This is a genomic window from Parabacteroides sp. HGS0025 (assembly GCF_000969845.1).
Taxonomy (GTDB): Bacteria; Bacteroidota; Bacteroidia; order Bacteroidales; family Tannerellaceae; genus Parabacteroides; species Parabacteroides gordonii.
The window spans coordinates 4,398,082-4,411,788 of record NZ_KQ033902.1 but is presented as its reverse complement, the minus strand read 5'-3'; the positions used below and the strand labels follow the sequence as shown (position 1 = coordinate 4,411,788).

At 45.8% G+C, this 13,707-nt stretch carries 11 protein-coding genes; 7 read left to right on the top strand and 4 right to left on the bottom strand.

The window, feature by feature from the left end:
• Positions 1-97: 97 nt before the first annotated feature.
• Complete coding sequence (locus HMPREF1212_RS17130; RefSeq protein WP_028728599.1) at positions 98-1,669, bottom strand: Rne/Rng family ribonuclease; 1,572 nt, start codon at positions 1,667-1,669, stop codon at positions 98-100.
• A gap of 223 nt (positions 1,670-1,892) precedes the next feature.
• The gene (locus HMPREF1212_RS17125; RefSeq protein WP_028728598.1) at positions 1,893-2,165 is read right to left on the bottom strand and encodes an HU family DNA-binding protein; all 273 of its coding nucleotides are present in this window, start codon (positions 2,163-2,165) and stop codon (positions 1,893-1,895) included.
• A gap of 189 nt (positions 2,166-2,354) precedes the next feature.
• On the opposite strand from HMPREF1212_RS17125, the gene mutY reads away from it, so the two are divergent.
• From mutY to HMPREF1212_RS17090, 7 genes are all read left to right on the top strand, one after another.
• Positions 2,355-3,440, top strand: coding sequence for an A/G-specific adenine glycosylase (gene mutY, locus HMPREF1212_RS17120; protein ID WP_046150145.1), 1,086 nt, complete (start codon positions 2,355-2,357; stop codon positions 3,438-3,440).
• 43 nt (positions 3,441-3,483) lie between these two features.
• Positions 3,484-3,963, top strand: coding sequence for a single-stranded DNA-binding protein (locus HMPREF1212_RS17115; protein ID WP_028728596.1), 480 nt, complete (start codon positions 3,484-3,486; stop codon positions 3,961-3,963).
• Positions 3,964-3,988: 25 nt separating this feature from the next.
• Positions 3,989-5,323, top strand: a complete 1,335-nt coding sequence (gene gldE / locus HMPREF1212_RS17110; RefSeq protein WP_028728595.1) for a gliding motility-associated protein GldE — start codon at positions 3,989-3,991, stop codon at positions 5,321-5,323.
• Complete coding sequence (locus HMPREF1212_RS17105; RefSeq protein WP_028728594.1) at positions 5,323-5,898, top strand: gliding motility lipoprotein GldD; 576 nt, start codon at positions 5,323-5,325, stop codon at positions 5,896-5,898. Before gldE ends, HMPREF1212_RS17105 begins: the two co-directional genes overlap by 1 nt.
• Entirely contained in the window at positions 5,898-6,542 is a 645-nt protein-coding gene (locus HMPREF1212_RS17100; protein WP_046150144.1) for a 4'-phosphopantetheinyl transferase family protein, read from the top strand. The genes HMPREF1212_RS17105 and HMPREF1212_RS17100 overlap by 1 nt, the downstream gene beginning before the upstream one ends.
• Positions 6,543-6,787: 245 nt before the next feature.
• Positions 6,788-10,258 carry a hypothetical protein gene (locus HMPREF1212_RS17095; protein WP_046150143.1) on the top strand — a complete coding sequence of 1,157 codons (3,471 nt, stop codon included), beginning with the start codon at positions 6,788-6,790 and terminating at the stop codon, positions 10,256-10,258.
• Between the two features lie 75 nt (positions 10,259-10,333).
• Positions 10,334-10,600 (top strand): GNAT family N-acetyltransferase, encoded by a 267-nt coding sequence (locus HMPREF1212_RS17090; protein ID WP_028727941.1) that lies wholly within the window; start codon positions 10,334-10,336, stop codon positions 10,598-10,600.
• Between the two features lie 18 nt (positions 10,601-10,618).
• Here the strand turns inward: HMPREF1212_RS17090 and HMPREF1212_RS17085 are convergent, their stop codons facing one another.
• Both HMPREF1212_RS17085 and HMPREF1212_RS17080 read right to left on the bottom strand, forming a co-directional pair.
• Positions 10,619-11,266 carry a pentapeptide repeat-containing protein gene (locus HMPREF1212_RS17085; protein ID WP_046150142.1) on the bottom strand — a complete coding sequence of 216 codons (648 nt, stop codon included), beginning with the start codon at positions 11,264-11,266 and terminating at the stop codon, positions 10,619-10,621.
• Between the two features lie 67 nt (positions 11,267-11,333).
• Positions 11,334-13,706 carry a PDZ domain-containing protein gene (locus HMPREF1212_RS17080; RefSeq protein ID WP_046150141.1) on the bottom strand — a complete coding sequence of 791 codons (2,373 nt, stop codon included), beginning with the start codon at positions 13,704-13,706 and terminating at the stop codon, positions 11,334-11,336.
• Between the last annotated feature and the right edge of the window lies 1 nt (position 13,707).

Sequence of the window (13,707 nt, the reverse complement as noted above, 5' to 3'; positions counted from 1 at the left end):
ACTTGACAACTTTAATTTTTTAGCGCAACGGAAGAGATTTGTCTGAAAATCTAAAAGGTTTTTCAGTGCCCTCGTTTGTCACTTCGGGGTTTTTTTATTACTTCATTTCCTTTTCTTCCATCATGTCGAGTTCATTCTTGTCGGAATCGATAAACTTGTATTCCAGAAAACCCAGACTTTGGTTAGGAATGACTTTCATACTTTTTGAGTACTTTAGTTTCCATTTCATACTAAGGGGAAATAATCCCTTATTAACGAATGCTGCAACGTAGGGGTGTACGTGCAGGGCGAATTTCTTCACATTGTGCTTATTCACTAAACAATCGATCTTTCCTTCCAGATTGTCGGTAAACAGGATCGACGGTTTGATTGTTCCTGTGCCGAAACAGGTAGGACAAGATTCCGTTGTATCTACATCCATAGCCGGGCGAACCCTTTGGCGGGTAATCTGCATCAGTCCAAACTTACTTAAAGGCAGGATGTTGTGTTTGGCCCGATCGTTTGCCATCGCTTTAGACATGTGCTCGAATAACTTCTGTCGGTTGGCAGCCTCTGCCATATCGATGAAGTCGACCACAATAATACCGCCCATGTCGCGAAGACGAAGCTGGCGTGCTATTTCGTCGGCGGCGGCTGTGTTTACGTCGATAGCTGTTTTTTCCTGGGCGTCGCTTCCTTTGGAGCGATTGCCGCTGTTTACATCTATCACGTGCATGGCCTCGGTGTGCTCGATGATCAGGTAAGCTCCACTTTTATACGTAACCGTACGTCCGAACAACGATTTGATCTGCTTGGTGATACTGAAATTGTCGAATATCGGCAGTTCACCGGTGTATCGCTGTACGATCTCTTCCCTTCCGGGAGCGATCAGACTGACATAATCGCGGATGTTATGGAATACGTCCGCGTCGTTTACGTAAATGTTTTGGAAAGAGGGATTGAATATATCGCGGAGCAAAGCTACTGTACGTGCCGTTTCTTCATATACGATCGACGGAACTTTTAGCTTTGGAACCTTGACGATGTTTTCTTCCCATCGTTTCACTAATGTCTTTAATTCATGGTCGAGTTCAGCAACACGTTTACCTTCTGAAGAGGTACGCACTATTACGCTGAAATTTTTCGGCTTGATACTCTGGATCAGCTGCCGTAAACGGGCACGTTCTTCGCTCGACTTGATTTTTGTGGAGACAGAGACCTTATCGGCAAATGGTATCAACACGATATATCTTCCGGCAAAAGATAGTTCGGAAGTCAATCGCGGACCTTTCGTAGAGATCGGCTCTTTAGCAATTTGCACCAACACCTCTTGTCCGACTTTCAGCACGTTACTTATACTTCCGTCTTTTTCAATTTCAGGAAGTATCTGCACTTTTGAAATAGCAGGAACCTTTTTCTGGTCGCTGAGTGCTTGTTTGAGGAACTTCTGCTGGGTGTTGAAGTTTGGACCTAAGTCCAGATAATGAAGAAATGCGTCCTTTTTATACCCTACATCAATGAAAGCAGCATTCAACCCCGGCATCAGTTTTTTTACTTTACCAAGATAAATATCACCTACGGCAAACGAGACATTGCGGGCCTCCTTCTGGAGTTCCACAAGGTTCTTGTCTTCCAATACGGCAATAGATACCTCTTTGGGTTGTACATCTACTACTAATTCACTTATCACTTAAAAAAGGGTTTTTTAATTCAGACCTTTCTAAATACGCAAAGAACAAACTTAAAAGGTCACTTATTAAGTTTGTTCTTTAGAGTTTCTTGATAGACTTATTTTTTCTTATGTCTATTCTTCTTCAGTCTCTTTTTGCGCTTGTGCGTAGACATTTTATGTCTTTTTCTTTTCTTTCCGCTAGGCATTGTTTCTAAATTTTAAATTAAACTATAATTACTAATTACTTAACTTCGTTCAGGAAGGTTTTAGCCGGCTTGAATGAAGGGATGTTATGCTCAGGAATAATGATCGTAGTATTCTTTGAAATATTACGAGCAGTCTTCTGAGCTCTCTTCTTAATAACGAAACTACCGAATCCTCTCAGGTATACGTTTTCTCCTTCAGATAATGAACTTTTTACAATATCCATAAAAGATTCTACGCTATTCAATACCGTCTGCTTGTCGATGCCGGTACTTTTTGCAATTTCGCTAACAATATCTGCTTTAGTCATGTCTATAAATTAATTAATGATTTGGACCTATTAATTTTTTGGAATGCAAATATATAGCTTTTTATTTAAGTGGAAAAAGAATTGCCCGCCATTTTTTAATAAAAAAGATTCCTTACAATTCATTATATCTGCGTATGTTTGCATTAATCAACGAGTTGGGAGTTTGAAATGTACGAAAAGAGGACAAATATGTCGCATTTGAAAAAGGAACTGAAAACCAGCAATATGCTGTTAGACTGGTATAAAACGAATAAAAGGGCTTTACCCTGGAGGGAGTCGTCCGACCCCTACATTATCTGGATATCGGAAATTATTCTTCAGCAGACCCGTGTCGCTCAGGGAATGGATTATTTCTATCGTTTCACCGAACGTTTCCCGGATGTGGCTTCTTTGGCTTCGGCCGAGGAAGATGAAGTACTAAAATATTGGCAGGGATTAGGTTATTACAGCCGTGCCCGGAATCTGCATGCGGCGGCTAAAAGTATTATGGATAAGTTCGGAGGTGTTTTCCCTTCCGAATATAAAGATGTCCTGTCTTTGAAGGGGATCGGAGAATATACGGCGGCAGCCATTGTCTCTTTTGTCTGGAATAAACCTTATCCGGTTGTCGATGGGAATGTTTTCCGGGTGTTATCCCGTTTGTATGCGGTCGATACGCCTATCGATACGACAAGCGGGAAGAAGCAGTTCACTGAATTGGCCGGGATCGTGATGAATCCGGAAAAGGCCGGAACCCATAATCAGGCGGTCATGGAGTTTGGAGCCTTGCAATGCGTCCCTCAGAATCCGGACTGTGAAGCCTGCCCGCTGAAGGAATGTTGCATGGCGTATGCATCTCATACTGTGCAAAGCTTTCCGGTGAAACAGAATAAGACAAAAACGCGTCCCCGGTATTTTCATTATCTATACATTATATATAAGGGGCAGACGTGGCTTTCACGCCGGGGGAAAAAAGATATATGGGAAGGCCTTTACGAATTTCCGCTCATCGAGACCGAACAACCGGCCGATTTTGCCGCTTTGCAGGAAACGGATGCTTTCCGGCATTTGTTCGACGGTGCCGGGAAGCTAAATGTTTCGGTCGATATACCGGAAATAAAACATGTGCTGTCCCATCAGGTATTGCATACCGCTTTTTACCGGGTAGAGATAGAGAAAATCAGTGACGCTTTAAATTCGTATCTGGCTGTTCCGTATAAAGATATCGAACGATATGCCGTTCCCCGTCTTGTACATATTTATTTGGAGAAATTAAATGGAAACTTGTCAGAATGATCGAATTTATGTTTCTTTGTAAGATATTAAAAGAATTATTACTATGTCATTGAATAAAGTCATTTTGATCGGTAACGTGGGTAAAGATCCCGACGTACGTTATTTTGACAGCGGTGCAGCTGTTGCAAACTTCCCTTTGGCAACTTCGGAAAGAGGTTACACACTTGCAAACGGTACGGTTGTACCTGAAAGGACAGAATGGCACAATATTGTGGTGCGCCGCGATCAGGTAGCCTTTGTCGAGAAATGGGTGAAGAAAGGCTCGGGTGTCTATGTGGAAGGAAAGATCCGTACCCGTAGCTACGACGATCAAAGCGGTGTGAAACGCTATGTTACTGAAATTCATGCAGACCGCATCGAATTTTATAATACCGGAACAAGACCGGCTGACGGAGCATCTGCCAATACCGGAACAAGTTTCCAGCAGGGTGGACAGCAACAGGCAACATCCTATCAGCAACCGGTTTCGCAACAGCCGGATATTTCTTCGGATTCAAACAGTGCGGATGATCTCCCGTTCTGATATTGTTTAACTAATACGGTTCCCCTTGGACTCAGACTATTATTTATCGGGCTTATTTGACCAGGTTACTATACAGGCGCTTACAGCAGGCCCTGTTATAGCATTAAGCCTCGCTTGTATACTGCTGTTAGTGTCCGGCTTCGTGTCGGCATCAGAAGTGGCATTTTTTTCTCTTACCCCGGGTGACATTAACGACATCCGGGAAGAGAATTCTCCTTCAGATCCACTTATCAGACAACTACTGGATCGTTCCGAATATCTGCTTGCGGCTATCCTAATCGCAAACAATTTTGTGAATGTTGCTGTCGTTATGCTTTGTACCTACGGTATCAATGCCCTGATCAACTTCTCGGCGGTGCCTGCTTTAGGTTTCGTACTTGAAACGATCATACTGACCTTTTTACTTTTACTTTTCGGCGAGATCATGCCTAAGATCTACGCACAAAAGAACTCCCTTCGTTTCGTTCGCCGTTCGGCTTCCGTATTGAATATGGTCGAGCGTATCTGCCGGCCGCTGTCGAAGGTGCTGGTGACTTCCACCTCCGTTATTAATAAGGCGCTGGTCAAGAAGAAATACGATCTTTCCGTCGATGAGCTATCCAAAGCGCTCGAACTGACTTCTACCGGAATACCGGAGGAGAAAGAGATGTTGGCCGAGATCATCAAATTCTATAATAAGACGGCAGACGAGATCATGACTCCCCGTCTGGATATGGAAGATATCGAGATAAAGACAAGTTTCCGTAATGTGATCGATTTCGTTATTACTTCCGGTTATTCGCGTATCCCCGTGTATGCCGATTCGGAAGACAATATCAAAGGGATCCTTTATATAAAAGACTTGTTGCCCTATATCGAAAAGCCGGATACATTCCGTTGGCAAAGCTTGATCCGTCCGGCCTATTTTGTGCCTGAGACGAAGAAGATCGACGACCTGCTGGAAGAGTTCCGGACAAACAAGATACACATGGCAATCGTGGTCGATGAGTTTGGCGGCACTTCCGGTATTGTTACGATGGAAGATATTCTAGAAGAGATTGTCGGAGAGATATCCGACGAGTACGATGAAGACGAAAAGCAATTCATCCGTCTGGCGGATGGCAGCCTGATCTTCGAAGCCAAGATCTTGCTGACAGACTTTTTCCGTGTGATCAATGCCGATCCGTCCGAGTTCGGAAAACTGACGGAAGATGTGGAAACGCTGGCCGGCCTTCTATTGGAGATAAAGGGTGATTTCCCGCGTCGCAGGGAGATTATCGACTACAATGATTATCGTTTCCAGATACTGGAAATGGATAACCGCCGTATCTTGAAAGTTAAATTCAATCGCATCCCGGAAGGCGGGAAAGGAGAGGAGTGATGAAGTCTGTTCCGGCAATCCTGGTTTCCCTGTTTATCTTTTTGTGTATCTCCTGTACGGAATATACACCGAAACCGCGCGGCTACTTCCGTATCGAGCCGCCGAAGGCCCGTTATCAGGCATTGCCTCTGGACAGTTTGCCTTATACCTTTAATGTATCCCAGTTGGTTACGGTTGAACTTCCCCCGGTGGGAAGTCCCGAAGGATGGATCAACCTGTCTTATCCCTCGTTGGGTGTGAAGGTGTATTGCAGCTACCTGCCTGTAACCCGGAGCACATTACAGACAGCAGCGGTCGAATCCCGTTCGCTGGTTTCCCGGCAGGCCAAACAGGCCAATGCGGTGAAGGAGCAAGGGTATAGCAATCCCGAAGAACAGGTATATGGCTCTTTGTTCCTGCTCGATGGAGAGTCGGCTTCCCCCGTGCAGTTCATGTTGACGGACAGTGTTTCAAACTTCTTCCGTGGCGCTTTGTATTACGACTGCGTTCCGAATGCGGATTCGCTGGCTCCTCTGACCGACTATTTACGGCAGGATATCATCGAGTTGATACAATCCTTTAGCTGGAAGAAGTAATGCCTGTCCTTTTTAAACATACGCGCCCCTTGTTTGGAGTCTGGAAGATCGAGGAGACTTCGGACGAATTGTTATCTATGCTCGGTTTCCGGTCGGAATATCAACCTTTCCTTCAGAATATAAAAACGGAGAAGCGGCGCCAGGAATGGTTAGCCAGCCGTGTGCTGCTGAAAGAACTATCAGGATCGGAATGGCTGATCGCTTATCACGAGGACGGTGCGCCCTATTTACCGGACTCTGCTTACCATCTGAGCATTTCTCATACCAATGGTTATGCCGCAGTTTTATTGCAGGAACAACCGGCGGCAGGTATCGATATCGAGTATTATTCTACCCGGATATTGAAGATACGTAGCCGCTTCATATCTCCCGAAGAAGACGCTTCCGTCGACCCGGATAATGCAGTGAAGCACCTGCTCGTTTACTGGTGCGCCAAGGAAGCCCTGTTCAAGATGATCCGGCAGCAAGACGTCGACTTTATCGAACATCTGCATATCGAACCTTTTACTTATGCGGACTCCGGACAAATTAAAGCCTATGAAACCCGTACCGGAGATACCCAGTCCTACACCTTAAGCTATGAGGTGCGCCCTGATTTTGTCTTTGTTTACAGCTTACCTTCCGGCTCCGGTATTTCGAGGTAATACCGTTCTGATCTCTTTTGTCTGTCCTTGTCTCATTATCATAATATATTTCACCTTATTATCATATATTGTGGCAACGTTGTGCCATATATTATGATACTGGAATGTCATAATATATGAGAATGCAGTATCACAATATATGATACTGCAATGAAGTGCCAGATCAAAAAAATTAAAACATAATATCTGTTATCTTGTTTTAAATTATAGAGTATCTGCCTTGCGGATTACATTTATAATAAGATATGGGGCAAAAGAAGAAAATAGCAAAGTATATTTTCCCGGCAATAGGATTGCTGGTCGTGGCTCTTACTGTCCTGAACCTGTATCTGAGCAACCGTCTTGAAAGATATCTGAAAAAAGAACTGAGCCGCCGGACAGCGGAAGCTACGGATGGTTTTTATGCGCTCTCGTTCGACGACCTGTCTATCGGTTTTGTAAAGGGAGAGTTGAAGATAAAAGGCATCAGGCTCGTGCCCGACACAACGGTGTTCCGGCAATGGGCGGCTATCGATAGCTTGCCCCGGACATACGTGAAGGCCGAAGTCGGTGTGATCGATTTTAAAGGGGTGAACCTGACATGGCGCTGGAGTTATAAGAAACTGCATTTTAACTCTTTCGAAATAAAAGATCCGAAGATAGAGATCTTTGATTCGTACAACTCCGACCGGACAGAGAAGAAGGTGAGGAATGTCAGCACTAAATCTTTGTATGAAGTGATCTCACCCTATATAAATGTATTGAGCGTGCGGACACTGAACCTGGAAGATGCCAGTGTCTCTTACACGGTGGAGAATCCGGCGACACCGATCGTCTATGCTTTGGCCGATGTCAGTTTCCGGGCGTATGGTTTTATATTGGATGAGAACTCTTCGCGAAGCGGTAAATTGCTTTATTGCGATAACTTTGAATTTGTCACTCACCAACCGCAGACGCTGCTGGCCAATAACGACTTCGTACTGGAAACCGACAGCATCAAACTGAGCACGCAGGATTCGATAATCTATATAGAAAAGATCAATCTGATCCCGCAGGAGAAGTTGTGGGTAGAGAAAAACCAGAAACCGGACAGCTATGTCGACGCACTGGTTAAAACCGTTGAGGTGAATGGCATACAGTTTAAACGGGAAGAGGCTTTGAATTATCTTACTGCCCGTTCGTTCGAAATCTCATCGTCAGACATACAGGTCTTTAACCAGGCAGGAAATACGGCGTCAAAAGATACCGTGGCTGACACTTCGGTGAAAGTGGATGCCGACTCGTTGGTACAGGCCTTGTCTCTTTACGATATCATATCGCCCGTGTTACACAGCGTCTCTATTCAATCTATCGGCATCCGGGATGCAAAAGTAGCTTATTCGCAGGTGGTGAAAGATTCGGTGGAGGTATATAAACTGGATAACTTTAATTTCCAGGCGAATGACTTCCGGGTGGATTCCGTTTCGGAGGTGAAGCATGGTCTGTGGTATTCAACCAGTTTCGCTTTTGAAGCGACCGGGATCAGTGGGATGATGACAGCCCGTAACCATCGCCTGGACGTGGAGCGTATGGCATTGAACACGGAAACGGGTGATTTCAGCATCGAGAATATCCGTCTGAAACCCCTCTCCATGCGGTCGCGGAACGACTATATGTCGGGAAGTATCGATACGATCGTCCTGAAAGGTTTACTGTATGATAAAGGGATCAGTGCCGACCTGTTTAAGATAGACCGTCCTGTCATCCGTTATAATAAAGCGCCTTCTTATAGCCGGAAAAATAAAGAACTGAAGGTTCCGGTCGATACCCGGGGGGATATTGAAGGGATATTGAATCCGTTGCTTCAGTATTTATCCATCAAAAAGATCCGTTTGAACCATGCCTTTGTGACGTTGAACGATAGGAGCGTTCCTGATCCCGTCGTTTACAGGTTGAAGGATTTTAATTTCGATGCAACCGATTTCCTGATTGATGATAGTACGAACCGAAGTAAAGGACTGTTCTTCCAGTGCGACCACTTTGGATTCAGCCTGAAGAATTTCGATAATTATTTACCGGGAAAAGAGTATCGCCTGATTGTCGGTAAAGGCGACTTTTCAACCCGGAAAGGTGTGCTTCGTTTACAGGATGTGAAGTTACTTCCTCAGGATTCGTTATGGGAAAAGCCTTCAGACTGGCAGGTTCGCTTTGAAACTCCCCTGATCTCAATTTCCGGTATGAACCGTTTACCCGAAAAGCTTGCTCAAAGCCTGGAGACGGGAACAGTTCATATACAATCGCCGGATATCGGGATAATCAAAAAAGACGGAACTTTCTTTCAAGCCTGCCTGAAAGATTTTGCAGTCAGCAAGGTCGTATGGGATAGCCTGCATTTGGCTGTTGGAGATATTCTGCTGGCTGACCCTGTGTTTTCTTATCAATTGGAGAATGCGCCGGATAAGGAGAAAAAGCAACCGGCAGAAAAGGAGTTGAAAGATATATATGAAGTATTGGGGCGTTTTACCCCTGACCTGTCTTTAGGAAAGCTGGATGTATCGAATGCCGTGCTGAATAGCGATACGGCCAGTCTGTTGCTGGAAGGGTTACACGTAAACACGGCAGGCCGTTCGTTTAAGCTGAAGACAATCCGGTTCGATACGAAGGATTTATCTTTCCCGCTGGATAATGGTTTCTATACCTTGCATATCGGAAAAATAAACCTGGATAACACCGACCTCGACCTCGCTGATATCCGTCTGCTTTCCAAATATCCCAAAATGGAGTTTGCTTATCTCCAGCCGGAGCATAAGGATTGGTTTGATGTCAAGGCGGGACGTCTGAGTCTGTCGGGAATCGATCTGCCTGCCTGGATTGTGGAGAAAGTAATCAGGGTAAGGAAGGTACAGGTAGACGATGCCGTCCTGCAGAATTTTAAGAATCAGCAAATCGTCGTCCCCAAGCGTATTGTACCAATGATCTATTCCGGTTTACAGAAAGCACCGGTTAAGTTGGCGATCGATAGCCTGGATGTCAATAACTTTTCCGTTGTTTACGAAGAACTGGCCCGGAAAGGGATAGAGCCGGGAAAACTATTCTTTACGGAGATGAATGGGAAGTTCTCCGGATTTACGAATATCGTTACCCGCCCGGATCAGTATATCCGCCTGGATGCAAACGGTAAAATAATGGGTAAGGGATACTTTACGGCTACTTGGCTATTGCCGGTCGACTCGCTGAACGACTGTTTTATCCTGAATGCCCACATGAAAGATTTCGACCTGACAGCCTTAAATGAACTGATCACCCCGCTCGCCTTTGCCAAAGTGGAAAGTGGCCGGCTGGATGATTTTACATTCAGTACGGAGGCTTCTAGCAAAGGGGCGAAAGTCGATATGTTGTTTCTTTACAGGGATCTGAAAGCGGAGATATTCAAGGAAAAGCATGGTGAAGTGATCGATAATAAGTTTTTATCGCGCCTGGCCAACCTGGTGTTGAAGCACGATAACCCGGATCATCCGGAAAAAGGAGGGCACAAACCCCGGCAATCGCACCTGACAGTTGAGCGGGATCCGTATCATTCCACCTTTAATTATATATGGCAGATACTGCGCCCCCCTCTGATCGAGTCGGTAGGAGTTTCTAAAAAGACACAGGATGTGGCGAAGGAAGTAAGCGGCTTTTTAACAAAAATAAAAAACTTCTTCCATCCCCGGAAGAACAAGGCGCAAGCTGAAGAAACGGCCGGGAAAACAAATTAACGGGTGAACTTATCCGTGGATGAAATGTTTTAACTATATAGATGTTTGTCTCGCAGATAAGTAATAAACGTAAATATGGAATATGACATAGTTCATCATCCGGAGAAATATCGCTTCGAGGTGAAACAAGATGATTTAACAGCCTTTGTACAATACAGGCTTGTCGGTAATAACCTGGATATTATTCACACGATAGTACCCGGTCCTCTGGAAGGGCAAGGCATCGCCGCTTCGTTAGTGAAAGCAGCCTTCGACTACGCATTAGAGAATCAATTAAAGCCGCGGGCAGTTTGCTCGTACGCTGTTGTATGGTTAAAAAGACATCAGGAATATGCAAGATAACCAATTTGAGAATGATGATTATCCTTTAATCGTAACTCCCAGCAAATGGGCTAGTTCGAGTGCTTGTAGGGAAGTTACAGTGGCTCCACGTAACTCACAACCTGTGATGGGGCTTATCCGTATGCCGGATATGTCGCAGTTACTTAAATCAGCACCTTTCAAGGAAGTACGGTAAAACTCCGCTTCTTTCAGGTTGCACGCATCAAATACCGTATAGGCAAACTGGCAACTCTCCAACGAACCGCTTTTCAGGTCGCTTTGATGGAAGCCGATGTATTTTAATTTGCTCATGGTTAGGTTGATATATTCAGCCTTGCAGTTGCTGAAAGTAATATGATTTAAAGACGATTCGGAGAAATTCGCACCGATCAGTTTACAATCGATAAACTCGACACGGTGGAAGCCGGATTCGGAAAAATTGACATTAGAAAGATCGCAGTTCCGGAAGATTATATCACTGAACTGCGATTTTTTTATGCTGCAACCGATCAGCATACAATTCGTGAACAAACAGGATTGTATACTGATATTTTTAGTCTTGATCTCGAATACTCTTTGATTCTTGAAAGCAAGCTCTGTCAAATCTTCCCCCTCTTTCAGGAGTACCTCATCCAGCGCTATGTCTTCTTTTAAAACGGCTGTTATCCGCGGAGCAGTTATCTTCATCTTATATCGTTTTGTAATGTGTCGGTAAAGGTAACTATTTTGATCCGGATTTCCCGTTTCATCTATCTTAATCCAGCAACTTACCGGGAATAACGATCTTGTTTTCCTTTTGTGTCCTGAAGATAATAAATTCGACCTCTTTCGATTTATCGACCTTTTGAAGTACTTCCTGCATCTCCCGGAGGTTATTGACCGGAGTTGTCCCTATCCGGACGATTACGTCGTTAGGACGGATATAATCCCGCAGCTTGCCACCCAATGCATTGACCGAAATAACGTATACGCCCCGTTCCGAGTCCATTCCCGTAGCCGAACGTTCGCCCAGTGTCTGTAGACTTTTGATCGTGGCACCGCACCAGTCGGTGATGTCGCTGCCGGCATGGTCGGCGATCATGATCGGTGTCGGCATCTTGGGTGTGTGTGCGATCGCTTTCAGGCGGGGAGAGACTACGCCGAACTGATCCATGACAAAGTTATGGAAACCGCCTTTTGTGATTGCTTCGGAATCGTCGGGAACAGTGAAATCTCCTTCCGACGGATTGAGGAATTGTACGGAGGTGACGATCGAATGTTCATCCGTCTTATTTTTGATTGCTGCCGCGTACGACATGCTGTCCGTAAAGATATTGTAGTCGACCATCAATCCCCATTCGCGCACGCTGATCGGTTTATATTCGGTCATCACGATATTGCGTGTAAAGACATCGCCGCTGTTATTGAACCAGACGTGCGGGTGGAAAGAGTTGTTGATCATGATGTTATTCTCTACTACCCGGTAGAAACCTTCCCTTAACTTGATCCCACCGTTGAGGCATAAGTTATTATATATATGGTAGTTGCTTGAACCGTCATCGAGGTCGATATCCCATCCCCGGTCGCAACGGAAGCGGTTGTTCCTCATGATGGTCGTCTGGGTGGCATCAGCCAGGATCAAGGCGGGATCTTTGGCTGCAATCGACTCCATCTCCTTGTATTTCGGATGCCAGTAGCGGTCGCGTCCCCAGGAATTGAAAGAACCGTGGTCGCCTGTTTCCTTGACCGTATCGAATATGTCGTTGAACTCCAGGATATGGCCGCCCCAGGTTCCTTCGCTGATATTGATCCCGGCGCGGGGAGTGTCGTAGATACTGTTGTGGCTGACGGTGATTGCCTGGCACATGGACAGCTCGACGCCTGTGATCTGCTTTTCGTAGAGGCCGATCGAATGGATCAGATTGTCGTATACGAGACATTGTGCCGGATAATTATTGTTTTTGGGGCCTTTACCCGGATCGATCTCATCGTACGGGACAAACTCGCCGTATTCGAAACTCGGTGAACGAACGCCGGCCGGATCGCCGACGAAGCAGATCGCACTGGCTCCGATCTGCGTCAGGTGCGAACCGGATACTTCCGAATGGCGGTTGTAGTTGGAGAAGAATACGGCATTCCCTCCCAGGTTATGCAGGTAAGCATTACGCAAGGCACAATGTTCCGTTCCTTCAAAGAACACCGCCGCTCCCCGGTAGATCGACCAGTCCGAGCGGAGCAGTTGCTCGTAAGGTTCCATAAAGGTGCGGAGGGTCTGCGTCAGTTCCAGTCCGTCAAGCGTGATATTCTTTACCGGATCGGCTTCTGTTCCCCGGAATTCGATCAGGTGTTTGAGCTGCGGAGATTCGAAGAGGACTTCGGATACGTTTTCACCCTCGAGCGGGTAGTAGTATAGAACCTGTTCGTCGGCAGCGTAGAACCATTCGCCGGGAGCGTCCAGTTCTTCAAATATATTTTCCACCATCCGGTTGTCCGGATGTATTCCCAACTGACGGTTGTTTTGCCAGCCGCCTTCCATCGATAATTCCCCTTTTTTATTTTTTCCGGTGATGCGGTAATGGAAATCTCCCCAGTCGTGTTTATGCATGGCATGTAAATAACCACCGGCCGGATTTTTCCATTTTTTTACCCGTTCGGGAGCGGTAGCCTGGGCGGAAGTCCCGTTGAAACGGACGGCTTTCTCGTCGAAGTTCGGGAAGCGGGCCAAATGACGCAATTGTCCGTCGGCAACCAGCATATCCATAACCGGACTACCGTTTACTTTCGCTTTCATGATCCCTTTCTTATAAGGTTCCCATTGCAGGTTCAAAGGTATTCCCCCTGAGAGGACGACCTGTTCGCCAGGATAGGCTTTTACGGATAATTGCCGGGTGTCGTTCCCATCCTGCGAAGTGAAAACGACCGGTTTGTCGAGAATATACTTCCCTTCCCGTAAATAAATAACAATTTCACCCTTTTCCGTCCGGGCTTTTTCCAAAGCCGCCGGAATACGGTTGAATGGATTCCGGGCACTTCCGTCGCCATCGGCTTTCCCTTCCGGGGAAACATAAAACTCGGATTGCGCCGATATCGGTAGTGTTGTAAAGGCTAGCAGTAAGGCCAATGAGGCTTTCAGTACATTGCTTTTCATT